26 protein-coding genes and 1 pseudogene are annotated in these 26,227 nt (G+C 62.4%); 9 read left to right on the top strand and 18 right to left on the bottom strand.

What is annotated here, in order from left to right:
* The first annotated feature begins 295 nt into the window (after window positions 1-295).
* On the top strand, window positions 296-688 hold the full coding sequence (locus tag ACEN96_RS20550) for a DUF7673 family protein (RefSeq protein WP_495584921.1): 393 nt from the start codon (window positions 296-298) through the stop codon (window positions 686-688).
* 135 nt (window positions 689-823) lie between these two features.
* On the opposite strand, the gene ACEN96_RS20545 is transcribed toward ACEN96_RS20550, so the two are convergent.
* The 9 genes from ACEN96_RS20545 to ACEN96_RS20505 form a co-directional block, all read right to left on the bottom strand.
* On the bottom strand, window positions 824-1,666 hold the full coding sequence (locus ACEN96_RS20545) for an HNH endonuclease (RefSeq protein WP_495584920.1): 843 nt from the start codon (window positions 1,664-1,666) through the stop codon (window positions 824-826).
* Between the two features lie 11 nt (window positions 1,667-1,677).
* Entirely contained in the window at window positions 1,678-3,252 is a 1,575-nt protein-coding gene (locus ACEN96_RS20540; protein ID WP_495584919.1) for an AAA family ATPase, read from the bottom strand.
* Window positions 3,253-3,301: 49 nt separating this feature from the next.
* Window positions 3,302-5,392 (bottom strand): ATP-binding protein, encoded by a 2,091-nt coding sequence (locus ACEN96_RS20535; RefSeq protein ID WP_495584918.1) that lies wholly within the window; start codon window positions 5,390-5,392, stop codon window positions 3,302-3,304.
* Window positions 5,392-5,850 carry a hypothetical protein gene (locus tag ACEN96_RS20530; protein WP_495584917.1) on the bottom strand — a complete coding sequence of 153 codons (459 nt, stop codon included), beginning with the start codon at window positions 5,848-5,850 and terminating at the stop codon, window positions 5,392-5,394. The genes ACEN96_RS20535 and ACEN96_RS20530 overlap by 1 nt, the downstream gene beginning before the upstream one ends.
* Window positions 5,843-6,790 carry a hypothetical protein gene (locus ACEN96_RS20525; RefSeq protein ID WP_495584916.1) on the bottom strand — a complete coding sequence of 316 codons (948 nt, stop codon included), beginning with the start codon at window positions 6,788-6,790 and terminating at the stop codon, window positions 5,843-5,845. The genes ACEN96_RS20530 and ACEN96_RS20525 overlap by 8 nt, the downstream gene beginning before the upstream one ends.
* A gap of 230 nt (window positions 6,791-7,020) precedes the next feature.
* Window positions 7,021-8,067, bottom strand: a complete 1,047-nt coding sequence (locus ACEN96_RS20520; protein ID WP_495584915.1) for a hypothetical protein — start codon at window positions 8,065-8,067, stop codon at window positions 7,021-7,023.
* 259 nt (window positions 8,068-8,326) lie between these two features.
* Window positions 8,327-8,524 carry a hypothetical protein gene (locus ACEN96_RS20515; RefSeq protein ID WP_495584914.1) on the bottom strand — a complete coding sequence of 66 codons (198 nt, stop codon included), beginning with the start codon at window positions 8,522-8,524 and terminating at the stop codon, window positions 8,327-8,329.
* 4 nt (window positions 8,525-8,528) lie between these two features.
* Window positions 8,529-10,634: an AAA family ATPase gene (locus tag ACEN96_RS20510; RefSeq protein WP_495584913.1), complete on the bottom strand. Its 2,106-nt coding sequence runs from the start codon at window positions 10,632-10,634 to the stop codon at window positions 8,529-8,531.
* A 256-nt stretch (window positions 10,635-10,890) separates the two neighbouring features.
* Entirely contained in the window at window positions 10,891-11,607 is a 717-nt protein-coding gene (locus ACEN96_RS20505) for a hypothetical protein (protein WP_495584912.1), read from the bottom strand.
* Window positions 11,608-11,990: 383 nt separating this feature from the next.
* Here ACEN96_RS20505 and ACEN96_RS20500 point away from each other — a divergent pair, with 383 nt between their 5' ends.
* On the top strand, window positions 11,991-13,490 hold the full coding sequence (locus ACEN96_RS20500; RefSeq protein WP_495584911.1) for a hypothetical protein: 1,500 nt from the start codon (window positions 11,991-11,993) through the stop codon (window positions 13,488-13,490).
* An 86-nt stretch (window positions 13,491-13,576) separates the two neighbouring features.
* Window positions 13,577-13,921 (top strand): H-NS histone family protein, encoded by a 345-nt coding sequence (locus ACEN96_RS20495; RefSeq protein ID WP_495584910.1) that lies wholly within the window; start codon window positions 13,577-13,579, stop codon window positions 13,919-13,921.
* Between the two features lie 151 nt (window positions 13,922-14,072).
* On the opposite strand, the gene ACEN96_RS20490 is transcribed toward ACEN96_RS20495, so the two are convergent.
* The 3 genes from ACEN96_RS20490 to ACEN96_RS20480 all read right to left on the bottom strand — a co-directional run bounded on the left by ACEN96_RS20490 (window position 14,073) and on the right by ACEN96_RS20480 (window position 16,070).
* Window positions 14,073-14,462, bottom strand: a complete 390-nt coding sequence (locus ACEN96_RS20490; RefSeq protein WP_495584909.1) for a hypothetical protein — start codon at window positions 14,460-14,462, stop codon at window positions 14,073-14,075.
* A 509-nt stretch (window positions 14,463-14,971) separates the two neighbouring features.
* Complete coding sequence (locus tag ACEN96_RS20485) at window positions 14,972-15,721, bottom strand: SOS response-associated peptidase (protein ID WP_495584908.1); 750 nt, start codon at window positions 15,719-15,721, stop codon at window positions 14,972-14,974.
* Between the two features lie 46 nt (window positions 15,722-15,767).
* Window positions 15,768-16,070 (bottom strand): hypothetical protein, encoded by a 303-nt coding sequence (locus tag ACEN96_RS20480; protein ID WP_495584907.1) that lies wholly within the window; start codon window positions 16,068-16,070, stop codon window positions 15,768-15,770.
* 152 nt (window positions 16,071-16,222) lie between these two features.
* On the opposite strand from ACEN96_RS20480, the gene ACEN96_RS20475 reads away from it, so the two are divergent.
* The gene (locus tag ACEN96_RS20475; protein WP_495584906.1) at window positions 16,223-16,495 is read left to right on the top strand and encodes a hypothetical protein; all 273 of its coding nucleotides are present in this window, start codon (window positions 16,223-16,225) and stop codon (window positions 16,493-16,495) included.
* A gap of 122 nt (window positions 16,496-16,617) precedes the next feature.
* Here ACEN96_RS20475 and ACEN96_RS20470 read toward each other — a convergent pair whose 3' ends face one another.
* Complete coding sequence (locus ACEN96_RS20470; RefSeq protein WP_495584905.1) at window positions 16,618-17,640, bottom strand: HNH endonuclease; 1,023 nt, start codon at window positions 17,638-17,640, stop codon at window positions 16,618-16,620.
* A 533-nt stretch (window positions 17,641-18,173) separates the two neighbouring features.
* Between ACEN96_RS20470 and ACEN96_RS20465 the strand changes: the two genes are divergently transcribed.
* Window positions 18,174-18,380: a hypothetical protein gene (locus ACEN96_RS20465; RefSeq protein ID WP_495584904.1), complete on the top strand. Its 207-nt coding sequence runs from the start codon at window positions 18,174-18,176 to the stop codon at window positions 18,378-18,380.
* 11 nt (window positions 18,381-18,391) lie between these two features.
* Here ACEN96_RS20465 and ACEN96_RS20460 read toward each other — a convergent pair whose 3' ends face one another.
* Genes ACEN96_RS20460 through ACEN96_RS20445 form a run of 4 tightly spaced genes read right to left on the bottom strand, consistent with a single transcriptional unit; the run spans window position 18,392 to window position 20,529 of the window.
* Window positions 18,392-19,072, bottom strand: coding sequence for a hypothetical protein (locus tag ACEN96_RS20460; RefSeq protein WP_495584903.1), 681 nt, complete (start codon window positions 19,070-19,072; stop codon window positions 18,392-18,394).
* A gap of 16 nt (window positions 19,073-19,088) precedes the next feature.
* The gene (locus ACEN96_RS20455; RefSeq protein ID WP_495584902.1) at window positions 19,089-19,637 is read right to left on the bottom strand and encodes an HAD domain-containing protein; all 549 of its coding nucleotides are present in this window, start codon (window positions 19,635-19,637) and stop codon (window positions 19,089-19,091) included.
* The gene (locus ACEN96_RS20450; RefSeq protein WP_495584901.1) at window positions 19,634-20,143 is read right to left on the bottom strand and encodes an HAD domain-containing protein; all 510 of its coding nucleotides are present in this window, start codon (window positions 20,141-20,143) and stop codon (window positions 19,634-19,636) included. The genes ACEN96_RS20455 and ACEN96_RS20450 overlap by 4 nt, the downstream gene beginning before the upstream one ends.
* A gap of 11 nt (window positions 20,144-20,154) precedes the next feature.
* Entirely contained in the window at window positions 20,155-20,529 is a 375-nt protein-coding gene (locus ACEN96_RS20445; RefSeq protein WP_495584900.1) for a hypothetical protein, read from the bottom strand.
* A 177-nt stretch (window positions 20,530-20,706) separates the two neighbouring features.
* Between ACEN96_RS20445 and ACEN96_RS20440 the strand changes: the two genes are divergently transcribed.
* The 3 genes and pseudogenes from ACEN96_RS20440 (at window position 20,707) to ACEN96_RS20430 (ending at window position 23,965) form a co-directional block, all read left to right on the top strand.
* Window positions 20,707-20,982: a helix-turn-helix domain-containing protein gene (locus ACEN96_RS20440; RefSeq protein WP_495584899.1), complete on the top strand. Its 276-nt coding sequence runs from the start codon at window positions 20,707-20,709 to the stop codon at window positions 20,980-20,982.
* A 230-nt stretch (window positions 20,983-21,212) separates the two neighbouring features.
* A pseudogene (locus tag ACEN96_RS20435) lies at window positions 21,213-22,052 on the top strand (PA0069 family radical SAM protein); the annotation flags it as partial.
* A gap of 263 nt (window positions 22,053-22,315) precedes the next feature.
* A complete protein-coding gene (locus ACEN96_RS20430; RefSeq protein ID WP_495584898.1) occupies window positions 22,316-23,965 on the top strand; it encodes a B12-binding domain-containing radical SAM protein in 1,650 nt (549 codons plus the stop codon).
* Here ACEN96_RS20430 and ACEN96_RS20425 read toward each other — a convergent pair.
* Window positions 23,894-24,913 carry a hypothetical protein gene (locus ACEN96_RS20425; RefSeq protein ID WP_495584897.1) on the bottom strand — a complete coding sequence of 340 codons (1,020 nt, stop codon included), beginning with the start codon at window positions 24,911-24,913 and terminating at the stop codon, window positions 23,894-23,896. The two genes, ACEN96_RS20430 and ACEN96_RS20425, sit on opposite strands and share 72 nt — an antisense overlap.
* A gap of 46 nt (window positions 24,914-24,959) precedes the next feature.
* Here ACEN96_RS20425 and ACEN96_RS20420 point away from each other — a divergent pair, with 46 nt between their 5' ends.
* Complete coding sequence (locus ACEN96_RS20420) at window positions 24,960-26,225, top strand: nucleotidyltransferase family protein (protein ID WP_495584896.1); 1,266 nt, start codon at window positions 24,960-24,962, stop codon at window positions 26,223-26,225.
* The last annotated feature ends 2 nt before the right edge of the window (window positions 26,226-26,227 follow it).

Below are 26,227 nucleotides of genomic sequence, written 5' to 3'. Positions count from 1 at the left end.
GAAGATAGGGCAGAGGCGTGCCCGATAAAGGGAGTCTGTTGATGCAAGAGACGGGGAAGAAGAAGCAAGGCAGCCTTGCGACGCAAGGCGGTCCACTGTTGCCAACGGGGAAGGGCAGAGCGCCAGCTGGTGCTCGGCATATGGGGCGATGTACCGCCAAGGGTTGCTGCTGCGGTCCGTCGGCCGCTGCGAACTCGTTGCGGTGTCCGTACGTCCTGTTCCGCTTGGAGGCGCTGCGCTTCGTCGAGTCGGCTGCGGTGTACGGCTCAGGTGTCAGCCAAGAGGGGCAGTGAAGATGGATGCCTACCAAACGGCAGGTTCACAGCAGCCGACGCCGATGGAGTTCGAGCCAAGCGCCGAGCAAATTGAGGCGTGGCAGCAGGAGCTGGAATGGGGTATCCGCGCGCATGCCTCTAAACAGCACGCGGGCGAGGCGCTCGAGCTACTTGTTTCGTTGGCGGAGCGCTCCGATACGGGGCAGGCGGGTCGAGTTGCGGCGTTCATTGCGTCGGTCGTCGGGTACCACCAGTTCGACCCGTACTCGCTACGGAGTCTCGATGTGGAACTGTCAGACGCGATGCTCGCGTGTCTCGATGCAATCCGGTGGGCTAAGTGCCCGTTGCCGGACCTTCTCCCTCAAGGGCAAGCGCGCATCGAGGCGCTATGTGTGAGTTGGGGCTTTACGTAGGCGACGGGCCAATAGAGGACAGCCGTGGCGCGTCGAGCACATTTTGCGCTGGCGGCGCCTGAGGGATGAATGCTGGCTAAGGCGGATTGCTTGGCGGAGGTATCTCTGCCTATTTCCGTGAGGGGCTGCGTCGTGCTAGATAAGCAGGTAGCCGACCTGGCAAAACCAATCCGAATCTCTAAGCCCTTCGTACAGGGCCGTCTTCCACGAGTTCGGGTCCCGGGCGTGGCGGGTCTTGAACTCATCGTGGAGATGGTCTCGAACGGCCGCAGGGCCCGCAGCGTTTCCAGCTTCGTTCAAGCCATACGAGATGTCGGCCAACTCGCTGGCCGCCTGCGCGGCATAGAGGACGGCGAGGCCGACGACCTCGAAGTGATGCTGAACCCGTTTTGCAAGCACGGACGACCAGGCCGCTGGAGGCTTGACCCAGTACACGATGCTAGGAGGCGTGGTTGGTTGGACTTCGACCATCAGCCACCTTTCTGTCCCAAGGTCGTCGAAGTAGGGGTGGAAGGTCTGTTCCTCTGCCAAGCTTGCAACCCTTGCGAGCTTGGCCTTGTTGCAATCCAGGCACGAAGGCACTAGGTTGGCGGGCGTTAGATTGAACGCCGGGTGCAAGGTCTGGGGGAGGTAGTGGTCCACACTACCCACAATGCGTTGCCCACAAAGCGGGCAGATTTGATGGGCCGGTGCTGAACGAATCGCGTCATAGAGGGCTCGCGTGGCTGCACTTCGGACAAAGTGACTCTTGTAAATGACGCCCATGAGCGCGGTGGTCAGAAGCGGCGTTACTCCATCAGTCGACTGAATTTTGAAGAGCTCGCCGAGCGGCGCCAGGCTGAGGTACTGCGACTCTGCGGCATTGATGACTGGCAAGGCACCCGTCAGGGCATGGGCACGTTCGGGGATGGTGATGCCGGCCGCGCAGGTCTGAACGGTGTAGTCGGCGTTGAAGTTTGGAGGTGCGAGCTTCTTCAAGGCGCCGAACCTCAGTTTCCACGCAGAGCCACTAAGCTCCGCGCCAGGGTTCTGGCTTCAGAGCCAAGCTGATGATTGAACTGTTGAGTGACCTGCTCGAAGGTCCTGCCCGGCTGATTGGCCGCTGATGCAATCATCCGGTGAAAGCCTGAATAGCTCACCTCAAGGCCAAAAACTTCTCGGGTGAGGACCCCAGCGCTCTCGCCGAACGTCTCTGTGGTCGGTCGCTCTACCGACGCCTTGGTTCTTGTGCGCTCAAGGACCCATACGCAGCTCATCGGAACCTCCTGGAGAACAACCGGCGAGTGTGTAGAGATGAGCGCGACGCCGTTCCTCGAAATCAAGAGGTCGGACACCGCGCGAATGAACGCCGAGAGCAGCGGCGGATGGAGATGGCCTTCGGGCTCATCAAGGACGACCAGCGTGTTCTGCTCGACCAGCTCGACGAGGCGTGTAATGGTCAGTAGGACGATTGAATGCCCAGAGCTGAGCTTCCCGTAGGTATGTGCAATGGCCTCTTGCCAATCGTCCCCTGCCACCTCCAGGAACCGCTCCACGTTGACTTCCGCAAACAGAGGGTCCGTAGACAGCGTTCTGATTGCGCGGACCCACCGAGTTAGGCGAGGTTCCTCGCGGCATTTCGCGAAGGACTTGACGAAGTCTCTGGCGAGGCCATGCTTCGTCATCATGACCTCTTGGACCCGTCCATCTCGCTCCTCAATCGCGCGGAGCCCAATGAATCCAGCGCGAATCTTTAGCGCTGCGGCCGAGGGCGGAGCTTCGAACTCGTCGAACACGCTGAAGGAGACAGAAACCAGCCCGGCGAAATCCCATTGGTCAACGTTGTTTCCGAGCTTCTTCAGAACGCCCGGTGACGTTGCTGGGTTCGGCTTCTGTAGCACGGCATTGACGAGCGATTGAATGCACCGTGTTTTGCCTGCCCCGTTTCGCCCCACTAAGACATGCACGTTCGTCGGCGGGAAGGAATTTGGTTCCACATGGAATGTGAGCGTTGGAGGTTCCGGCGGGAAGAACTCCCCTGGCTCAGTGGGAGCGACGGGCAACGTGTACTGGAACTCAAAGCGCGTGAGTTCCTCATTTCCGTGTGCGAGCTTATTGAGACGGTTGCGTACGTTCTCGGCTCTTACATCGCGCAACAGCGAGACCGACATCACCTGTTCGGCGATGTAGCGGTCGAAGATGGCCAACTCGTACGCGCAGTCGCATAGACCTTTCAGGATTGCCTCGCAAAGCGCAGCTGGAAGCCTCCTCAGCGACGAGTAGTAGTCCTCAGTCTGTCCCAGGGAGAAAAAGTAGTTGACATTGAGCGCCGTGAACTTTTCCGGCAGCTGGGGCACACGAGTGCCCGGTACCGTTGGGATGCCGGGAGTCGCTCCTGCCGCCTTTAGCCCGACTTGCCCAATCTTCACCGAGCCGATGCCGTGGCGGACACCCTTGTCGTCGAAGACGAACAGGCTGTACATAGTCCTGAAGCTGAACCAGTCATCCCAACGGTCTACCACCAGGTATGCCTGCATGGTTGCCTGCTGAGGGACGTTTGACCAGGATTCGACAACAGTGAACACGGCGGCTCCAGAGGACGGGACCGAACAGGTAGTGGCCTTGGCTAAGCGCTCATACCGTAAGGGGGCGAATCAGCTTGCCTTCCCATGAGATGAGCTTGTGCTTTACGCCTTCCGTGGCCTCACGGAAGACGCTCTCCGCCTCGTCAAAGGAGGCGGCAACGACGCTCTGCAGGCCTTTCTCACCCGAGAACAGCTGAAGCAGAGCGTGCTGACTCTCCACGCGCATCGCGTGTTGGCCCGGCTCGTCGAATACCAGGAGTCCGAGATGGTGTCCGAGCTGATGGCCGACCATTGAGGGCCTTGCCGACGCCTGGTACAGCGCGAGCAGATAGCTCCAGATGAGGCGAACAAAGTCACTTGCGCTGGACTCCGCAGCGAGCGTCTTGCCCTCTACCATTCGCACCGCGGGCCCCAAGTCCTTCGAGAAGATTTCCCGCAGTTCCAGTTTGGCGAGTGAGGGAACCAGGTTCTCCCGGCTGATTTGGATGTCTTCAATCTTCGCGCTCTTGTACCCAAACGAACCAGCGTTAGCGCGGAACAGGAACTCGAACGCGCTGATGCGACTGATGTCGCTATCGGAGTACGTTTCCTTCGGCAGTTGCTCCCGGGCTTTGCGATTGGCGGCTGCCCGGTCTGCGAGCTCAACAAGCTTCTGCTGGGTTTCCGCGAGCAGCTGATGAACGCGGTCGAGGCCGCCAATCTCAAGTTCGACCTGAACCTGCCGGCGCACGACAGCTTTGGACTGGGCAGTCCCTGAACTGACGTCACCGCGCAGCGCCGAAAGATGGTCGTGCATCGCCGCCAGCTGGGTGGAGAAGTCCTGGACCTTCGCTTCGCCGCGGCGCACCTCATCCTTCAAGCCGGAAATCTGACGCCTCAGCATCCGCGTTTGGCTCTCGAGGTAGTCAATATTCGCCTGGATATCCATGCGCGGAGCGCCGGCGCCGTCGTCGAGAAGGTCGTCCTCCACCATCTGATGGCAAGTGGGGCATTGGCCGCCCGCAACGTCCAACGCGTGCTTGTGGCCGAACTCCTTAAGTTTGCGCGCGACCTTGTTTCGCTCAAGGTCTCGCTCAGCCTCCTTCAGGAGGTTCTCATACTCCACCAACGAGGAGCGTTGCAGCGCCAGGGAAGTGCCCGCGCGCTCATGGAGCACGCTTAGGTGTTGGGCCTTCTCCGTCACTCTGTCGATTTCCGCCAGCGCGTCCTTCCCCAAAGTCCTGCCGAACTCCTCGGCTCGCCGCGTCAGCTCTGCATGCTCCCCTCGTAGATGCTTCATGTGCTCATCGAAGGAGATGTTGACGTTGCCCGCGCGATGCAAAAGCACATCTGCAGCGTGGAACATTGGATTCGGTACGGCAGGGACACCTTGAACTTCCAAGGTCACCGAACGAGCTTCGCGCTTGAAGTCCGAGAGGACGCTGCGCCAAGCCTCATCGATGGCAATGGACTCCGCATCGAGTTTGTTTCGGATTGAGTTGAGCTCGAAGACTTCGAGGCCGAGCAGGAACTCGGCCACTCGCGTCTTCGCGTCTCGTATGCGGAAATATGGAACGTTGGCGATGTAGTCAGTCCAGCCGCGCTTCTGCTCAATGATGTGCGCAGCGAAGAGTGTCTGCAGGTACAGCTTGGTCTCGCCGGATGTTGTCGTTGCAACTCTTGGGAGGTCGAGCCCTAGGAACTTCTCGAAAAAGAAGTGGAAGCCTTGCTCCAGACGGCCACCCCCATCGTCGTGAAGAAACGTGGGCATCGGTTCGCCGAACGGCTCCTCATCAATCAAGTGAGAGCCGTGGTAGACGTGAACGAGCTTGGGGTTCAGCGCTTCGTCTCGAATCGCACGGCGGAACGTCACGACCTGACCCTGGGAATTCTCGACTTCCGTCAGCACTTCCGACCGGAGAATCGGGATGAGACGGTCCCCGTACTCTATGGAGTCTCGAACGGCCGACACCAGAGCCTTGGTGCCAGTCCCACCGGCAATTTCCTCCATTCCGAGACCATAGAGCAGCGTGTTGACGAGCGTGCTCTTGCCGCTTGAGTTGCCGGCTCTGATGACAGTCAAGTTCCTCGCGAACTCGAAGGAGAAGCCGAAAGGGCCCTCCGGCGTTTCTGCACGAAACGCCACGCCACGAATAATCATTAGGCCTCCCAGCCCTTGGCAACGACGTCGACCATCTCTTCAGTTATCTTCTTGCCGACCTTCTGAAGGAGTCGTTTTTCATCTGCGAACAGCTCGGCGTCCTCAAGCAGCTCCAAGAGGAACATGCGTCCCTCATCCTTCAGCTTGTACCCAGTCTTCGTTTCTTCCACGAGGCCCTCAGCTACGGCGAAGCGGAGGGCAATTGCAAGGGCTGGGTCAAAGCCCCAAGCGGTGACTTTCAGCACCTTCAATTCGACGGCCGCTATGAGCGGCTGCCATCGCTTCTCGTCCTTTAGGGCCCAGTTGAAGAGATGCAGCTTGGCGAGGCTACTTCTGCCGCCATGGCCAGCCAGGTGCAGCGTGAGCAGCAACTGCCCAATCTTGTACAGCGGCCGATGCTCCGGAAACACCGGAGCGGGGCGCCTCGTAAACTTCAAATTTGCGATGACTTCACTCATAGTCAAGCTCGCACATTGCTAGCCAACGTGCCACCATGTGGCGCGCAACTTTCGCAGCGTATGTCGCATCGAACTGGTGAGAGAACTCCTTGCCGATGCGCTCTTCGAGCCCCTTTCGAACCTCGTCCGTAAGCTGCTCTGGCGGGCCTGTCCATGTGAGCGAGCGGACCTCAACCCACTTCTCGAATTCCCGGATGAGAATCACCAGCTTCTGATGAACGACGGATTGGGCCAACTCAAGCTCACGTAGCACGCCATCGGTTGCGAGGAACTCCTCAAGAGTAATCTGATGCAACCGCGCTACCTTGTGCTCGTACCCCGGCAACCCCTCCCGAGCCCTTAATCGCAACCTAGTCTTGCGAAGAACATTGTTCTCGTAGACCTCGCCAGAAAGTGTCAGCTGCGTCAGGGCTGGAGGACCCGTAGGAGCGTCCGGGTCAAGCGAGGGAATGAGTAGGGACTCGCCGCTCGCTGCACGTATCTCGTTGATTTCCACGAGGTAGTTGTCTCCGTCGTAGAGCAGCACGCGGAAGTCGTCGTCGATGAAGGGAAGGCCCCAGGCCTTGACCTCTTCTTCCTTCTCCCGGGCATGAGCTAGCAATGCGTTCTTGTCCACCTCGGGGGTGACGAACAACCACTTGCGGAGTTTCGTTGCGCCGATGCGCTTGAGAATATCGACCTGGTAGGTCTTGAGCTTTCCCAAGTCGTGCGTAATCTTGTCGCGCTGCTTCGCGTAAAGCTCAGTGCGGGAGTAGTGCTTGTCGGGGCAGTAGCACTGAAACGCCAACCCCGATGAAAGAGTGAAGCCTTCAATCCCGAAGTCGCCGGGCGAAGCGTTGCATTGCTGGTAGTCCTCCGCAGCGTACTTCCGCTTGAAGACCTGCTGGCAAAGCTGCTCCCAACTGTCGCCGTTAAAGGCGCCAAATCGACTAGTGAACACCTTCGGCCCTCGTCAAGCGAAGTCGGCGGACGTCGGCATCTCGGCTACGTCCTTATCGGTGTTCCGTTGGTCTGAAGCCGGCAGCAGCTTTTCGAGCTTGCTCATGCTTCTCCTCCCCAAAGTCTGACCTTGTTGTATAGACCGGATGACAGCCGGTCGTCGAGCAGTTTAACTACGTTTTGTTTCAGCGGCCTAAGGCGTTCCGCGACGGCACAGCCGTGCTCTGTACATTAATCCGCAGTTCCTTGCGGGGGAGATTGGGACAGGACTTGCGATTTGTCAGAACTTGCCGTCAGGACAGCCGCGGCTCGGATGACCGGGGCCACATAGGTGTCGCTAAGCACCTCCAACAGGTCCTTCTCGCTCAGGACGTGGCCCTTGAGTTGCCCGCGCTTTGAAGCCGACGGAAGGTTCGGGCAGATGTCTATTACCAAGAGGTAGAGAGTCTTGCCACCTAGAACGATGAACGGCACCAACATCTTCTCATCGGCGAACGAAAAATGTAGGTCCGTTGGGCAGGTTCGATAGACCACGAGGTAGCCGACACCTTGATTGAAGTCCCTGGCGTACGTTAGAAGCTGATGAACCCCATGCTTCACATACGGCCGACCTCTGTCACCACCGTCGAAAATCTTGGCGTCGAGCACCAAGTCTCTTGCTACGAGGTCAGAGATTCCAGATACCGACTGAGGCTCGATGTGGAAGTCGATGCCCTGGTCGTGCAGATAGGCATAAAGGTGGGTCGCGAGAGTTCGTTCCCCCTTCGCTGAAAGTTCGAGAACCTGCTCGCGCTCGAACCACTCGACTTTCTTCTTGTACTTGATGAGCACTGAGAGGACCACTCGCTGCTGGTCGAGGGATTCGTCAACGGCATCAAAGAGCGGCTGCACGAAGTTGGCTCGGAACCACTCAAGTGACGGCCCCATTTTCCCTTGCCCGTGCTTGGCGGATAGATTGATTTCGGGCTGGACTTCGCCGTGTCCCCCGATGGGCTGCGACGCGCAGTACTCTGTGACCCGCAGCGCGAAGTTCGCGACATCATTTTCATGCGCGAACTTTGGAGGTAGTTCGTTGTCGACGAGCGCCTGCAACTCTGCAGCGTATGACGGTGCCTCAGCCTTGAGTTTTGCCATGACCCCTTCCAGCAGCGGCTGCGAGTGCAGGTAGTTCCAGAACTGATGCAAGGATGCGTGCACCTGCAGCGGGTCGCACTTGCAGAGGCGGTCATATCGCTTCTGAAGCATGTCCCGTTGCCACTTGAGGTACTGTGAATCCATGGTCTCCCTGCGTCTTGTGGTAGTTGGCCGTCCCGAGCGTATCCCACCCCCGCCTTGGGGGCGCCGATGGTCGCGCGTTTACGGCTAATCTCGCCGCACATCACAACAGACGGGTAGCGCAGCAGCGGCGCCTGCGAATCCTTCTCGACCGGGAGGGGACTCATGCTCAAGACCAGAACAACGCTGGTGCTCGGCGCCAGCTCTACCCAAGTCGGAGACCTAGCTGCAGCACAGCCATTTTCTGGAGGACCGAGGGCACTCAGCGGAACGCCCTGGTTTGAATGAAGCCGAGGGCCCCCTTCGCGTATGGCAGGAGTTCGGCCACGTTTACTTCCGTTCTGACGTCAGAACCCGCAGTGTCGTGATGGAAGGCTGAGGCGAACTCGTTGAAATCCACCAGGTCGGCGTGATGAGGCTGGAGACGATGTAATGAGTTGGGCGCCTTGGCGTTCTTCACTTGGTCAAGCATTTCGCCGACGGTGCTGCCGTCTTTGAACCTGCGCGGGAAGCAGCGGTGAAGGTGCCCCTCGTACCAGCGGGCGCAGCGCCTTCGCGACATTGAGTTCGTCGCCGACGCTTCCTCCGCCGACAAACTCCTCGACTGCCGAATAGTGCTTGTAGTAGTCCGACGCGCAGTACTCGTCCAGGTCAAACGCTGCCAGATAGCTGTAGTCATCAGCGTCTCTCAGAAGCGCCAACTCGACCACGGCTCCAACCTTCTTCTTCACGGACCGCTTCTTGACCTCCTTCAGGAAGTGCGCGTCGTGTCCGAGCGCGATAACCTGAGCGCATTCATGCGCCACTCGGACCACAGCCTCGGCCGTCTGGTGGCGGCGATGACGGTCCAGACTCGTAAAGACGTCATCGAGGACAACGGACGTTGACGTGCGCTGCGGTGAGGCGAGTAGCTGCGCCAAGAAGAATGCGAATGCGAGTGTCCTCTTGTCGCCCTCGCTGAGCGCGACGCGGAAAGAGAGGTCGCCATCGTTGCTCGGCCCGACTTTGACGGTAGCTCCTCGAACGTTCAGGACGTATTCGCTGCGGACGCCTCCGCCCTTGTAGGTCGACTTCAGCTCGGCTACCGAGAAGGGCGCGCCGAACTTGGCGAGCCAAGTGTTGATGTCGGCTTGGAAACGCTTGAGCGTTGCGTCCATCTCGGCATCCAGGCGTGCCTTCGCCGCGTTCTTTTCCTGCTCCGCAGCCTTGTGGTCGGCTTTTGCCTCCTTGAGCGAATCCACCAGCGTCACCACTTCAGGCTCGAAGCGGGAGCGACGAGCGACGAGATTGGCTCTTCGCTGCTCCAGTTCCGCCGTATTAACCTGCGTCAGCGTTTCCTTGTACGCTTCCAGCGTCGCATTGAGAGCATCGATGGCCTTGTTGAACTCTTCTGCTGAAGCTGCGAGGTCGGTTAGGAGCTGAGCTACATGCGCAAGCCGGCTTCGACCGATGTGCGCCAGAGGCTTCGACTTCTTCTCGCGAGCGATGGACACAAGGGCGACTCGCACTTGAGAAATCCTGGCGTAGGCGTCCACCATGTCGAGAGACGGAGGCGTTCGGCCTTGGATGTTGTGCGCCCAAGCGCTCAGCGTTCCCGCGTTGAACTCCATCGCCTTATCCCAGTCAGCAATTGCTGCCTGTGAAAGCAACTGGTCGACCAGTTCAACGAGGGTGTCCACTTTGGCGATGTGCTGCTGGTAAGCGGCATCGAAATAGCGGCGATACGCCTCGATGAGCTGCAGTCCCGTTGTGTCTTGTCCGCAAAACGGACAATCGGCACCCTTGGACAGCGAAATGCCTTCGGTGACCCAGGCCTCAATCTCTTCGCCTTCATGCTTGAGGAAGTGCTGCCTGACCACCTGTTCGGAGGTGGCGTTCAAGCTCTCGAAGGTGCTCTCGAGCGTCACCGCCAACTCATTCAAGTCAAAGTTGGGGACCGGAACTCGCCGGAAAGTGGGCCGAGACCGGATGCTGTTGACGCTGCGCGCCTCAACCAGCTGCTTGTCGATATCCTCAATTTGGGCGAGAACGTCTCCTTGCGGCTCAAGGGCAATGAACGACTCAAGCGGAAGGCTGCCGCGGTACCCCTGCAACCCACGCTCGATAGACGAAATCTCCGCAGACTTCTGCCTTTGGATTTCGCTGTTGCGTTCGAAGGCTTCTCGCTCTGCGACGGCTGCATTACCCAGGGCGAACTCGAGCAGCGCCTCGCGGTGTTCGGGGCGAACCCCCTCGCTTGTATAGACGTTGTGCTCGACGAAGTCTTGGTTGAAAACAGCGATAGTCGGAGTGTTCGCGCTCCATGCGGCGCCGTCGAACTCCGAATTGAAGCTGGCGGCCGGGCCAGCAAAACGAAGGGATACCTTTTGGTCGGCTGTCGAGCCGAAGGTCCTCCGCTGAGAAAGTTGTTTGGCGTCCTTGGAGCCGCACGCCCCGAGGATAGAAGAGAACGTGGACTTGCCACGTGCGTTGTCAGCGTAGACGAGCGTCACCTTCCCAAGGTCAACAGCTCCGCGCGTTCCAGCCTTCAGAACACCGATGTTCTGAATGGCGATGACTTTCTCAAGCATCTGGTCCTCCCTTGTGGGTAGTCGCTTGCCGTGTGCGACCGTCCTCGACTAGGGAGAATTCTGCACTGCTTGAGAACGGGACCAGTGCATCCTGCGTCGGGCATCTGATAGGCCTGCGACTTTCGCCTCACAGCGCAGCAGCGGCCCCGTCGAGAAGGATTCTCCGCTGCAAGCTGTTAGTCCTCCTGTCATGCTGGTGAAGAAGGCGAGCCGCGTTCTCGCCTTCTTCGCGTGGCCCCCGGTGCGACCGCGCCGCCTATGGCTTCGATTGGTCCTTCGCCAGCATCTCGTCCAGCTCTGCTGGTGTCGCTGTCAGCAGGGTTGGCCCTTGGTGCGGGAAGAGGTCCGAGAGAGAGAATGTGCTTCCGCTGTTCGCCGCGCTTGCGGCTTCGAGCGCATCCCGGCGCGCTCGCTCCTTCTCTGCTGCTTGGTCTTGAAGGGCCAGCGATATCAGAAGGTTATTTCCGCCAAGCCACATGTACGTGCGCAGCAGCGCGGGCGTCCCTGGGTGCCACAAGAAGCTGACCTTGGCTTCGAGTTGCTTGGGGACGGTCAAGCATGCCTTCAGCAAGTTCTCGAGCTGTTGTTGGTCCAGACGTGCGCCGAACTCGTGCAAGTTGCCGGAGATGTTCTCCACCTTGTGAGCGAACGAGTTCCGGATGTCGGCCAGAGCCAGAAACGTCTTTCGTTCCGTCGCGTCGATGATGCCTAGCGCTTCCGCGAGAGCCACCTTGCCGCTACGTCCATTGATGTTGAGCGAGTCGCAATGCGATGTGATGGCTGGGTTGTGCAGATGCTCAGCGATGACACGGCCAAGTGCCGCCTCAAGGAGAACCATCAGCTTGATGGCGAACTCCCAATCCGTCCCTTCCTGTCTCAGGCTCAAGTAGAAGCCGTTCGGAATACCCAGCTTCGCCTCGATTCGGCCGAGTTGTTGGTTGTCCTCCCCGATATCTGGCAGAGCGCTTTGCATGGGCTTCTCATCAGGCACGTTGGTTCCTTTGCAGTCCTGTCGCTGTACAAGCGCTGGTTGCAGTACTCGGTATGTTCTTTCCTAGGACGGGGCCGCTCACAACTTCGTCCAAGGAAAAATTCTAGGCAGAGTCACCCATATCGGTGGCAGTTGAGAAAGCGGATGGTCTGCCGGGCGCTTGAAGACCGAACTTGACCTTGCCATCGAGGATTAGCGTGGCAGGTCCACCAGCGCATCGCGTCCGTTGGAATGATGCCCAGAAATCCGGTGTTGCGGACGCAAAGCAGGGTTCCACAAAAACGGTCGCAGCCGCGACAATCCGCTGGGAAAGAAGTCGGGGAGAAGAATAGGTGGAACGGAATTGGGCAGGCGTATTGGCCGACGTGGACCGCTACCTCGCGGACGTGAGTGCGGCATCGGTTGTGCATGTCGTGCTCGACAGATTGAGAGATTTCGAACCCAACGACAGACGCAGCTTGGAGATGCTCCCTTGGCTCTGGATGTTGGTTGCCAAATGGGCGCTCAGGAGCAACGCGAGCAAGCTTCGCATCGGCAGGAGAGCCAACGCTCGACAGGTTCAGCAGCTCGTGCAGGAACTCCATCATGGTGGGGGGTTAGCGTTCAAGGAGCGTGTTGAGCGAACAGGCGAGATGCCGACGCCTGAGCTAATGATTCGCCCACATGTCAGCACGCAGGGAGCGTTCCAGCACCGAAATGTCTTCGGGCTGTTTCGCACGGGTGGCTTGTTGCGCCGCCTACCGGCCAACCATTCATGCAAGCTGTTGGTGGAGCGGGAACTGGGCATGTCGATTGAGCAGTTCATCGAACTGTCGGTAGCCCTGTTCACGGCGGCAACGTCGTTCCCGAAAGGGGAACTTCGTCTGCAAGACCTCAAGGCCTTCCGCGCTGCCTACGGAGACGATGTCGACCGCATACTTTCGTTGTTCTCGAAGACCATTTCTGAACTGCGAACATGGATTCGTACGAAGTTTCCGGTGACGGCAGGTCGCAGCCGCGAACTGAATGAGTTCCCGGTGTTCAAGATGGCCCCGCTTGTGAAGATGGGTGACGGCTCTTATCGAATGTGGCACCGGGCCGTCATGGACCGGAGCATCGACGAGTATCTTCATCTGGCCCTGTCCAAGCATGGCTCAAAGTACACCGAGCCATACAGCAAGGTGTTTGAGGCCTATGTCCTGCGGGTCGCAGCCGAGGCAGGGCTCCCTCTGATGAACGCCGAGAAGTACATCGAGAAGCACTGCGGGGGACGACTAGAGAAGAACGTCGAGGCGGTTCTGACGAGCGGCAATCGGAGGCTGCTCGTCGAGGCCAAGATGGCCCTGTTCGCCGAGGATGAGATTCTGCAAGAGACGCAGATGGGCACCCGGCACAAGCTTCAAAGGCATGTGCTGAAGGGCGTGCGGCAAGGCCGTGCGGTTAGCCGTCGTCTAGCCGCGGACAGCGGAGGAGATGAGCAACACTATCTATTCGTGGTCACGAGCGTAGACCTGCACATCGGTACTGGTGGTGTGCTGGAGCAACTTTGCGGTGAAGCGAGCCTCGTGACTGAGCCGGGTAGTGAAGGCCACCTTCTTCCGGCCAACCACATCTTCATCCTTCCAATCCATCAGTTCGAGGTCCTGATGGCTCACGTGGCAGGGGGGCGGGTCGAACTGTTCGATGTGCTTGAGCGCGCAGCGCTTCAGTGCGCCGAGCGAGGGGGAAGTAGATATCTGTTCATCGAGTTCTACCGCGATAGCCTCGACCGTGAACTGAGTGTCGAGCATGGTCCGCGTTTTCTTCAAGAGGAGTGGAAGGCGACGCTAGCGAGGCTTGAGCCGAAGCTCCTTCTTCATGACCAGCTTCAAGGTCAGGCCAAGTAGATGCGTGCTCGGGCTCGTCGCTTGGGAGCTTGACCTTCTACACTCTGCCGTGGTCCAGAACGGACGGTCACTACAGTGAGAGTCAGATGAGCACGGTTGATGTTTCGAAGTTGTCCTACGCCGAACTGGTGGAACTGAGTAAGACGCTGGACAGGGAAATCCAGGGGAAGAGGGCAGAGGAACTCAAAGTGCTTGCTGACGGCTACGTCAAGAAGATTCAGGCATCTGGGTTCACGGTCATCGAAGCTATCGAGGCTCTAGAGCCGTACGTGACCAAGTCGGGCCCGAAGCGCGCCACCGGAGCTACCGCGCCCATCCTCTATCGCGACTCCGCGAATCCCGAGAACGTCTGGAGCGGACGTGGTCGACCGGCACGGTGGCTGGCTGACTATGAGGCTCAAGGTCGTTCACGCGACGAGTTCAAGGTCTAAGGCTTTGCCCTGCCAGGTGGTGGAGTGGTGAGTGTCAGTTGGAACCGCTTGTCGGACGCGGACGTCTGCTTCCCAGCGGAAGCGGGCATGGGCGCTGAAAGCCCGAAGGGCCGTTCCTGACTAACCCCAAGCGGTCGCCAAGGGTAGTTTTCTAAGGAAGCAGCGTACGAGCGAGGAAGCTGAGCAGCAGAACGTAGGCAGCGACAACAGCCGGGGCCTTTAAGACGAAAAATCCGATGGCCGGCCAGTTCAACTGCCTTGGTGCCTCAAAGTCGTCATCCTCTTCGACCCGCTTCTCTTTCCATCGCTGATAGACGCCCCAGATGATGGCCGCCGACACGTACTGCAGGAGGTCAAGGGCCAGCCCGAACACGATGAGGACCAGCGGCAAAAGGAGTTCCTCGGGAATCTTCGGGGTGCCAGCGACGTCCGTCCTGAACAGCCAAATGACTGCGATTCCGGCCAGGCCAAGCTGACGCACCAACTCGCTCGTCTTGCCGGTGTGGAAGTAGTAGTTCTCACGGACGTCTTTGAGCTTCATGACTTCTTCCGAGGCCCACCGCTGTTGGTACCGGTGCCCTTCTTGGTGGTCTGCGATAGCGTCGAGCCGGCAGCGGACTTTGAGGCAGCGCCGGTCCGACCGTCGCGAAGCACCTTCGAAGCGTCCGTTGCGGCCTTCTTTGTTGTCACCTTGCCAGATGAAACCTGAGAGAGGGCACTACCCGCAGCGGACTTCGACGCGGCACCGGTAGAGCTGCTCTTGAGGACTGCTGAAGCCTTTTTGGCCACTGCGGGACTTGTTGCTTTAGACGACTTGCTGGCCACGTTGCCATCCCTCCACTTTGCGTCGGCGATTTGCTGACTACCCATGCTATGGGGAGACTGCCGACTTCACCTGCGGAAAAGCCCTCGACCCCAGGCGGTCAGCCCCGCGAGCCCCGCAGGACGAAGACCCGCCCGAGCAGCGGCGGCACCCCCATCGACGATTCTTGACGATTGCAGCCACACGACCAGCCGGACTCGCACCGCCCCAAGAGCCTGAAGCTGGTCTCAAGCGTTGATGCGCTGCTCCGAAAGTACGGCGTCGGTCTTCTCTGCGTCAGCTAGGTCGAACATCTCCACCGGTGCTGGTGCAAGTAGGGCGCGCGCTTCCTCCGTGGAGCCGTTGAGCCAAGTCTCCCAGCACTCCGGCTCGACGTGCACCACAGCCCGCTTGTCTTGCTTGTCCGCAGGCAGCTTGGGGTCAGGCCTGTGCAGGCGTGAGAGGAGAGGGTGGCCATCACAGGTCACCGTGACCATCGTGAACGATGGAACCACCTCACCGGTATCGCGGTCCACCCATTCGCTCCAGAGGCCCGCCAACATCCACGGCAGCCCATCTCGACGCATCAGCTGCCACCAGATGTTCCTCCCGGTCTCCCAGTTGGGCTCCTGATACCAACTGGCGGGCACCAGGCATCTACGTCCCGCGCTCCAAGCCTCTCGATACGTCGGCAAGGTCGCGATGCTCTCCGCTCGCGCCTTGTTGGTACTCAGTGGTCGCGGCGCCGGTGTCTTGCCGGAGGGCAAGGGCTTCGGCTTCGTGTACGAAATCCTCGTTGGTGACCCGGGCCGGATGAGTCCCCACTGTCCGTTCACGCCGACCAAGCCGTCATTGCCATCTGAGCGCAAGAACTGACCCTCACCGAACGGACCAACGATGGGCTTCAGCGGGGACTCTGGTAGCCAGACCTTCCCGAGATGCCGGCGCACGTAGACCTCGAACGCGCCTTTTGGGCTCATGTGATACAGGTTGCACATCTAGGCTCCAGGCCGGTCATCGACCGGTGCTGCTGGTGTTCAAGACTCACGCCATGGCGTCGAGGGCTTCGAGAAGCCGTCGAACCTCGGGGCTGCTCACGGTTGAAGGAGGAGGCTCGTGCTGGGTCTCCGGCGGCATCGGCCACGCCCAGAGAACCTGCACATACGAGGTGCGCTGCTTGCGGCTCCAAAACTCCTCGTGCCCGCCGACCAGGATGCCCCTCTCTTCGATGCGAAGCAACCGAGCGGAGAAGAGTTCAACGATGGGGACGACCCCACCGGTCTGGGGCATGAGGAGGCAGACCTGCTTGCCTCGGCCGTCGCGTCCCTGATAGGTGCTGTCGCGCATGCGAAGCACGCCAGCCAGCGGAACTTCCGCGCGCAGTTCAGCAGCAGAGAGTCGAACTCCCTGGCGTCGCAGTCGAAGTGCCCGAACCAACATGATGAAATACTGTATGAACATACAGTATAGTTGGCTCACCAACTTCAACGGGAGTGGCGATGCTGCTGGACCTGAACGATGCGAGCTCAGTCGTGGAATGGTGGGCGGTGTACCCGCAGCGCCACGGCGCGCTCTTGGCTGACTGGGCGGAGCGTCGCCCGGAACACCGCGGTGCCATCTTGGAAGCCCGGCGTCGCATCCAGGCCGACCCCGCGATGCGACGGTTGCTCGAGATGAGTCGAGCGGAAAAGCGTGCAGACCAAGTGCTGGTAGTGCCTCCTACCCACGATGAACTGGCCGCCGGCGAGGTTGACGGCGCTATGCCGCAATGACACAAGGGCTACGCCAGTCGCGGACGAAGGCTGACGCCCAACCGACCTGTAGGTCTGCCGATGGCTTCCCGCGGCCAGCTTCTTAAGAGCTCGTGCTGCGTGGGTGGGACCCGGTCTGCACTTCAGTCGGGAATCTGATGGCGCGACCGGTGCCTTGCCAAGTAGTCTTTGAGTCCAGGAGAGTCGCGGAAGACGCTGAAATTCAGCGGCGCCCCCTTTTCGGCGCCGAATCGAACGAGCGCACGTTTCCCCGCCTTCGGCCCGTAGCGCAGAAGGCCCGCCCGTGAGAAGCCGATGAGGCCCTTGTCGAAGAGCTTGTCCAGGCTCGGACTCAGAAGAAGGCCGTTGTTAACGTCCCAGCGCTCGCTGGCGCTCGCGCAGTCTGCCCATGGCCAGATGTGCGAGGCAATTAGTAGTTCAGGAGGGGCCGGGCCAAGGACCGCACACCCTTTCCATCGCTCGACCAACTGCTTCTTGAACCAGCTCTGCCCTATTCGAACCTTCATCAGAGCCTCTCGCTCAGAGTAGCCTAGGTCAAGCTCGCCGATGTGCAGAATCGCCCGTTCATCGTCCTCCCACGGCTTCTCGTCTGAGTCGGGCTTGATGTTGGGAAGGTCGTCATACGCGTCCCCACCCTCGATAGCCGCCACAACGAACGAGCAGAACTGATGCACCACGTCGCGGACGCGCTCTTGGATGAGAGCGTTTGACCAAGAATCGATTGGGAGGAGGGCTTCATAGCCAACGACGGGTCTTCCGTCCGTCGCTAATCCTGACTCCCACGAGTCGTTTCCAATGGCCGTTCCTCGACGCAATGCCATGCCGGCGAAGGAAAAATGTTTCTGGTGCCGAAGGCGCTCATACTCGTTCGCGCATCGCTCGTAGACAAAGACTCGGAAGCGCAGGTAGCTTGGCCCAGACCCTGACGAAGGCGTTATCCCGATGAAACGAATCTGCTCCATCGGGCTCAAGACTCGAAGCCAGGGCGTGCTGTCGGCGCCGTTGCGATTCACGTGCGGCGCCGTCATGGTCCTCGCAAGCGGGAAAAGCTCCTGAAGACTGGGTACCGCATGCCGTAGCGCGGCTTCCAGCGCTTGTGCGCGAGACGCCTGCTGAACCGGTGAAGGCGCGTTGTCACTGACCATGGGGAGGGCCGCAAGGCGGGAAGTTATGGGGCTGGGCGATTCGGTGAAGAAGTCGTTCAGTCTCGACGTTACCTTGGCAGGCAGTGCAGAACGCACCGCGTAGTTCCCTACATCTGTTCCGTCGTCGAAAGGAGCACAGCGGGGTAGCCAATCTCGTCGTCCGCCAGCTCAGGCTCCTCCCGCAGAAAGGTGAAGCGAGAGCCCGGCGAGCCGCACAGGCGGCAGGTCGAAATTTCCTCAATCTGCTGGCTGTTCAGCCGGGCCAGGAGTGCTGGCTGAACCGCTTCATGCAGAACCCCGCACGTGGGGCACCTGTAGACCTTTATCACTCGTGTGCTCCTGGGAGGGTTGTGTCGGCCGCCACCTGATGCCGTAACCGGATTGACCGGTGGGTGGAACCGTTGCAAGAATCGACTGGCGCGAGGCGCCTCCTCCCTTTACGGTCTCGACCTTGATGCCCGGCACCAGCTGGGCGTCCTTCTTTCCGCCGCTCGAGCTTGACATCGGGCATGAGAACTTGAGGACCATCGGCGATGGATGAATGGAGTGCAGACGTTGATGCTGAGCCCTTGCCAAACGGCATGTATGTGGCCGTCCTTGTACTGTCCCCGCCGAGCGAAGTTGGACCGCCAATTCGGCGTGTTCTCGACGGGATGGAGTACGACCACCCTGAGAAGGCCAAGCTCGCGGCGCTCGACGCATTCGTCGCGATGACGCACAGCCAACGCTCGTCCGAATGACGTGCTCGTGCTCACAGGGCACTCCTCAGCAGCTCCGCCCGCACGACTAGGTTGAACCTGCCGCGGAGCCAGCAAAGATACCGCTGGCCGTCCGCTACCTGCTCAAGCGATTCGATGCCAGGCGTGTGCGCAGTCATGGACAGCATCGTTCCTCCGTCTGTCGTGAGGTGCACCAAGCCGAAAGCAGGCACCAGTTCGAAGACTTCCGCTTGAACGACCCGGTCGAACCGCTGAGCTTCCAACGTCGCAGCCGAGGCAGAGGGCGCCGAAGCTAGGGTTCCCGCCTCGGCATAAGCGAGCGCCACTTCATCGCGCGACGGACTGCTGCTTCGCTGCATGCGCTCCACTTCCACGTCCGTCAGCTTCCGGCCATCGGCGTCGGCCACCAGCAGGCCAGCCATCGTCGCTGTATCGCTCAGGTCCAAGAATTCCGCGTTCGGAAATGCCTTGAGAACATCGGCCAGCCGCTGGGCGCGAAGGACGAGCTGCTGCTGGTGAGCATCCAACATGGGCGAAGTCAACGCTGCATCGCCGCTTGGGCCGCTGCGGTTGTCGTGATTGGCCGCACCGTCCAACCGGCAGGACTTGCGATGGGAAGGCATCAATCGACTCAAGATGCGTCGAAGCACTTGAACGGCCTCTTTTCTGAACGCGCGAAAGTTTCGGCCCGTGCGCGGGAAGTGCTTCGGCACGGCTCAATCCGGTCAATCAGCGCGGCAAGGCCGGTCGATACACAACTCGCCCTAGGGCGAGTCTTGCAGCGGCAAGGTCGGACTTCTGAAGGCAGGCGCCGGCCGTGCAGAGCACGACGTGTCCCGCTCTCTCCAACTGGGACCCCGCAAGGCTCTCCCCTGAGTTGGGGTCGTCGACCACAAGGAATGGCTCGCCTCGATGATGCTGCCGGAGCCAACGTGAGATTGCGGCCAGGCGAGATTCGCCGCGCTGGGACGGCGCATCCCAGTGCTCATGGAGGTTGTGCGCGACGCACCGAAGCCCGGTCTGCGTGAACAGGTCGATGAAGTGTTCCTTGTCCAAGACTGCGAGCCAATCGCTGGTGAGAACGAACCGCGGCTCGAACTCCTTCGCCAATTGGTTCAGAACCTCAACGGACTCAGAAACGAACAGACGCTCGTACAAGTCGGTGGGCTTGTCGCTTGGACGATGGGCCGCTCGATGCACGTGCATGCCACCGTAAGGCGCGTTGCCACAGATGCAATCGTCGATATCCAGAAGGACGGTCGGCCGCTGCTGCGTCATGGGCGGCACTCCGCAAGCGCCAGACTCAATCGAGCAGCGACGGACGGGTCGCTCAACCCAGTTGAGGCCTCGCACTGGACCAGGTGTCGCCTCGACTGCAACGAGGGAGGCCAGCCATCGTCATCGTCACTCAGCACCACCCAATGCTCGATGCCGTGCTTCTGGACGTACGTCCGCACCACGTTGAAAGCTGTGTTCACCTTCCGCAGTTCAAACAAAGCGATATAGCGCACCACGTCACCGCATGCGCCAACAATCCTCGAGCGGAGCCACTCTGGCGCCAAGCTGGCGACCGGCTCTAGTCCGAACATCATCGTCGCGCTCGAGCGAAGCACCACGTCTGCATTCCAAGCTTCCAGAACCGGGCGCAGGGACGCAGACCAGGAGAAGTGGCGAGGCCCGACATGCTCGTAACCGCGGAGAACCGCGTACTGGGTCGACCGCTCATGGCAGACGCCGTCCAAGTTCAGGAAGACGACGGGGCGGTTGGGGCGTTCACAACGCATCCAACAGCGCCTTAGGTGCCGAGAGGCGGATAGACCAGCACGCAGGGCTCAAGACCCGCTTGGCGAGGTTCGCCATCGATGCGCACCATCATCGTCGGAGCATTTGCGAAGTGGACGGAATATGAGCTGGCGTCGCGAGAGGCGAAGGCCTTTTGGACGGTGCCGAACATGACCGAATCGGTCGAAGGGCCAATTGGGGAGAAGAACGCGCTCACGCGCGATGGCTTTTTCCCTGCGAAGGCGAGAGCGGCACCGAAATCCAAAAATGCGCGCCGGCGTGTCACGACTGTGCCTTCCACCGTCTCATCAACGTCAACGATGAAGAGGTGTGTTGACGGGTCGAGGCTGATGCCACCTTCGGGCATAGCCGTGGCTTGAGCTTCCATCGGATGTCCTTCTCGCTCATGGTTGTGGAACCAGTAGGACGGCCCAACGGGCACGTCGAGAAGCCCGCGGAAGCGGCTTCAAAAATTGCTAACGAGCGATATGAATATCCAGTATACGAAAAACCAGTAGATAAATGAACTGTAGACGTTTCGACTGCGCTCCAGCACTGTGAGCGCATGGATGACGTGAAGCAGGAGGGACATGCCCTTCGAAAGGTGTTTGCAGCGGCTGTACAGGCTTATCGGAAGAAGCTTGGACTGAGCCAGGAGGCATTGGGTAGCAGGGCCGGACTTCACCGCACCTATGTGTCGCAAGTTGAGCAATGCCGCCAGGCGGCGAGCCTAGACAGCATTGAGCGACTGGCCAACGCGCTTGGCGTTGCGCCCCATCTGCTTTTGAAGGCCCCGCGGGAGCGAGGCGGGTCTGTTAGCCAGACATCGGACGAGTTGTGATGCTTCTGGCCCGCTAGGGGCCACCCGCCTGAGACCCCAGACCCCGTCGAACGGATGAAGCATCCTGGTGCGCGCGAAATCGGTGGATACACACGTCAGACACCATCCGCCCAGCTCTCGTTCCGAGCCGAAACGCCTCGATTTTTGGCGCAGGCCGGCCACTTCTATCGTGCGATGTACGACACCTCTTCTCCTAGGGGAAGAGACACTTTGTCGTTCACTTAAACGATGGCTGCATCTACTGCTTCGCGCGTCCGACGCACAGCTATCTCAACCTGTCGCCGGGCCTGGACTTCGAGACCAAGATCATCGCCAAGGTCAACGCCGCCGAGCGGCTGCGCGAGACACTGGCCTCGCCGGCGTACCGGCCGGCGCCGCTGGTGCTGGGCACGGCGACCGACGCCTACCAGCCGATCGAGCGCAAGCTGGGCATCACGCGCGCGGTGGTGGAGGTGCTGACCGAGGCGAGGCATCCGTTCTCGGTCGTGACCAAGTCCAGCGGCATCGAGCGCGACCTGGACCTGATCGCGCCGATGGGGCAGCGGCGGCAGGTGTCGGTGTACCTGTCGGTGACCTCGCTGGATCCAGAGCTGTCGCGCATCCTGGAGCCGCGCGCGGCCTCGCCGCAGCGGCGGCTGCGCACGATCAAGGCGCTGGCCGAAGCCGGCGTCCCCGTCGGCGTGAGCGTGTCGCCGGTGATTCCCTTCCTCAACGAGCCGGAGCTGGAGCGCATCCTCGAGGCCGCGGCGCAGGCGGGCGCGACCAAGGCCTTCAGCATCCCGCTGCGGCTGCCGTGGGAGGTGGCGCCGCTGTTCCACGACTGGCTGCGGCTGCACCAGCCGGACAAGGCGGCGCGCATCATGGCGCGGCTGCGCGACATGCGTGGCGGCAAGGACAACGATCCGCGCTTCGGCACGCGCTTCACCGGCGAGGGCATCTGGGCCGAGCTGCTGCAGCAGCGGCTGCGCAAGGCGGCGCAGCGGCTGGGACTGGGCCGGGAGCGGCATCAGTTCGACTTCAGCGAATTCCGTCCGCCCTCGAAGGTGCAGGGGCAGCAGTCGCTGTTCTGAACTGAAGGAGTGCAAGGTCTGGCCTCAAACAGTTGGAGGAGGTGCGCCAAGTGCTTGCGCGCCTGTGACTTGCCGATGCCCGCCCGCAGGTAGTGCCGAGGCGGGATAAGTAAAAAAACGTATCCCCTCCCGCGCTCGCAACCTTCTGCGTGCCGAACGAGCACCCATGAAGCGGCCAGCGGCCTCTTCCCGGAAATCGCCCGCCGCATCGACGCCATCGCTCCATCGCGAAGGTCCAGAGGGTTCTCTTTCGCGGGAGCGCGATGCTGTCCATCCTGATCGGCCATTCCTACTTCCTCCGTTTCGATCCCAAGCAGTTCGAGCGCGCCAAGCCCTATCCGCCGCTGGCCACACTGCAGGTCGCCGCGCAGGCGCGACGCGCCGGGCATGAGGTCGCGTTGTTCGACGCGATGCTGGCCGACGGCACCGCCGATTTCGAGGCCCAGTTGCGCGCCCGGCTGCCGCAGGTCGTGGTGCTCTACGAGGACAACTACAACTACCTGAGCAAGATGTGCCTGGCCCGCATGCGCGCCGCCGCCTGCGAGATGACGGCCGCCGCGCGGCGCCGCGGCGCGCGGGTGCTGGTCGCGGGCTCCGATCCCAGCGACGATCCCGAGCCCTACCTCGATGCCGGCGCCGACGTCGTGCTCATCGGCGAGGGCCTCGAGGCCTTGCGCCTGCTGCTCGCGCGGCTGGACCGCGATCTCCAGGCACCCGTCGAGCAGCTCTGCGAGGACCTCTCCGGCATCGCCACGCGCATCGGCGGACGGACCGCCCGTCGACAGGAAGACGCCGCCGGCGCGGCAGCAGTAGCAGCGGCGCCTGCGTCCGCGCCGGCCTCCGGGTCCGGCCGGCAAGTGCTCTGGCTGGGGGCGGGCGAACCGCCAATCCCGGCGGCATCGCGCAGCCCTGTCGACGACGTCGCCTGGGACCTGGTCGACGTGGACCGCTATCGCGCCGTGTGGCGCGGCGCGCATGGCCGCTTCAGCCTGAACATGGCCGGCTCCAAGGGCTGCTCGTTCCGCTGCGCCTGGTGCGCCAAGCCGATCTGGGGCAACCGCTATCAGCCGCGCGAGCCGCAGGCCGTCGCTGCCGAGATGCTCTGGCTCCGGCAACACCTGGCCCCGGACCACGTCTGGTTCGCCGACGACATCTTCGGCTTCCGCGCCGACTGGGTGCGCCGCTTCGCCGCGGCGCTCGCGGCCGGCGGCGGCGGCCTGCCGTTCACGATCCAGACCCGGGCCGACCTGATCACCGAGGCCATGGCCGACGCGCTGCGCGACGCCGGCTGCCAGGAGGCCTGGATCGGCGCGGAAAGCGGCAGCCAGCGCGTGCTCGACGCGATGCACAAGGGCACGACGGTCGAGGAGCTGCATGTCGCGCGCCGCCGGCTTGGCGAGCGCGGCATCCGCGTCGGCTTCTTCATCCAGCTGGGCTACCTCGGCGAGGAGATCGAGGACCTGCGCGCCACCCGCGCGCTGATCGAGGCCACGCGCCCGGATGACATCGGCGTCAGCGTCTCCTATCCGCTGCCCGGCACGCCGTTCCACGAGCAGGTCAAGGCCCAGCTCGGCGCCAAGACCCATTGGGAGGACAGCGGCGATCTGGCGATGATGTTCCAGGGCCGCTACACGAGCGCCTTCTACCGCGCCTTCCGCGACCTGCTGCATCGGCAGGTGAAGCTCGCGAACGCACCCGGCGCACCCGGCGCGCCCGGCGAGGCCGGGGATGCCGCCATCGCCGAGCTCGACGCCGCCGCGCGTCTGCGCCGCGACCGCACGCGGCTGCACCGCCAGTGGCAGGTGCTGCTCGGCCGCGAGCGCCGCCATCGCACGCCGGTGTCAGGCCGCGCCAGCGCCGAGCAGCAGGCGCAGCCGCGCGGCGTTGTCGCCGGGATCGCGGCCGCGACCTAGCTCGAAGGCCGGCAGATGCGCGCAGCGCTCGACCGTTTCCGCCCAGCCGGGACGCCAGGCGGCATAGGGCTGCGTCGCCGCGAGCCGGGCCGCGACCTCGTGCGGCGCCAGCGGCCGCCAGGGATCGGGGCCGGCGGACGGCTCCGGCGACAGGAACACCAGCAGCGCGAGCGCCGGCGGTTGTCCCGCGAGCGCAAGCCCGGTGCCGCGCAGGTCCAGCACGGCCTTCTCCGCGCCGCTGCGCCGCCGGATCACCGGCGCGGCCGCCAGCCGTGCGCGCAGCGCCGGATCGTCGAGGCGATCGAGGCTGTCGGTGCGCAGGTGCAGGAAGCCCGGCACGCCCAGCACCCGCAGCGAGACCGGGTCGAGGAAGGCCCCGTCCTCGGTCACGCCGGCCAGCCCCTGCCGCATCGCCTGCAGCGTCAGCGTCGACTTGCCGGCGCCGCTGTGGCCGATCAGCAGCGCGGCGCGATCGTCCAGCGCCACCGCGCCCGCATGCAGCGCGTGCAGGCCCTGCGCGCGGGCGGCGAGCTGGTAGACGGCGCATTCCACCAGCTCGATCCGCGCGTCCCGCGGCCGGGCGAGCAGCTCGGGCGAGATCGTCACCAGCGCGCGGCCGAGCTCCGGCATCACCAGCGCCATGTTGACGGCATCGAGCGCGACGCCGACCACGCCGGCGCCGCCGAGGTGGCGCGTGGCGGGCGGCCGCTCGAGGTCCGGCGGCCAGCCGGCCGCGTCGCCGCGCCGCAGCCGCACCTGCAGCGCCGCGCCCTCGCCGAGCCGCTGCGGCGGCAGGCCCGCGTAGGCCGCGTCGACCAGCGCGAGCAGCGCCTCGTCGTCGGCCAGGAATTCAAAGGACGCGCCCAGCAGATGCGCTTGGCGGCGCCAGCGCGGGGAGCTCTGTTCGTCAAACGGGTCGACCGGATCGCCCAGGGGAGTCATTCGCATGGCAGTCATCGATGGAAGGGATTCAATGTCAACAGGCATGAACGGCATGGCGCGCACTGAGCGCGAGGAAGCGGGCCGCCGCGGCCGTCCGCCGCTGCCGCCGGCCGCGGAACTCGCGGCAATGCTCCGGGAGAGCACCGAGCGCCTGGCCGGCGAGCTGGCGCAGCCCTCGGCCGAGCCGCCGGCCTGGCACGAGACCAGGTGGCGCGTGGCGATGGCCGCGGCGACCATCCATGGCGTCGCCGGCCTGCTCGCGGACCGGCTGCGCTGGGAAGGGCCGCCGGTCTGGCAGGCCTTCCTGGCCGATCAGCGGCACCAGATGCGGCAGCGGGAGCAGCGCATCCGCGACACCCTGCAGCGCATCGACCTCGAGGCGCGGCGCGACGGCCTGCCGGTGGTCGGGCTGAAGGGCTCGGCGCTGCTGGGCATGAACGTGTACGCGCCGGGCCGCCGGCCGATGGCCGACATCGACCTGCTCGTGCGGCCCGAGGACCGGCTGACCTCGCTGCGGATGCTGGCGCGGCTCGGCTACCAGCCCGGCGTGGACAGCGGCCGCCACCTGACGCTGCTGCCGGTGTCGTCGGCACCGGACGCGCCAGTCCATCTCGGCGAGCACGCTCGTCACCCGGTGAAGCTGGAACTCCACACGCGCGTGGCCGAGCCGCTGCCCGCGCGCGAGGTCGACATCACCTCGCGCATCCTGCCCGCATCGGCCCGGCCAGGCCTGCGTCCCTACCCCGGACAGGCAGCGCTGATGCGGCATCTGCTGCTGCACGCGGCCGGCAACATGCGCACCCGATCGCTGCGGCTGATCCAGCTGCACGATCTGGCGCTGATGGCCGATCGCCTGACCGAGTCCGACTGGACCTCGCTGGCCGCGGGCGAGGGTGTCCACGCGCCGGCCTGGTGGGCGCTGCCGCCGCTGCGGATGGCCCAGCGCCATTTCCCGTCGTGCGGCATCGACGAGCACCGGCTGAAGGCCTTCGAGCCGGGCTGCCCGCCATGGCTGCGGCGGCACGCGCGCGGCGCGTCGCTGACCGAGCTGTCGACCTCGCGGCTGTTCTGTCCCTGGCTTCCCGGCCTGGTGTGGGCGCGCGATCCCGTGGAGGCGCTGCGGCTGGTGCGCACGCGTCTGTGGCCATCGCGCGTCGCGAAGGAGCACTCGCGCGCGGCGCGTGGGGCCGAGGCCTGGATCCGGGACCACCCGACGGCCTCGCTGCCGCGCTGGGCGCGCGTCATGCGCTGGCGCATCGACGGCCTGCCGGCGGCGCGTTTCTCGGTCGAGCAGGCGATGGCCTACGAATGGCGATGAGG

The sequence above is a fragment of the Roseateles sp. Mitsp63 genome (assembly GCF_059491535.1).
This window is presented reverse-complemented; position numbering and strand designations above follow the sequence as displayed.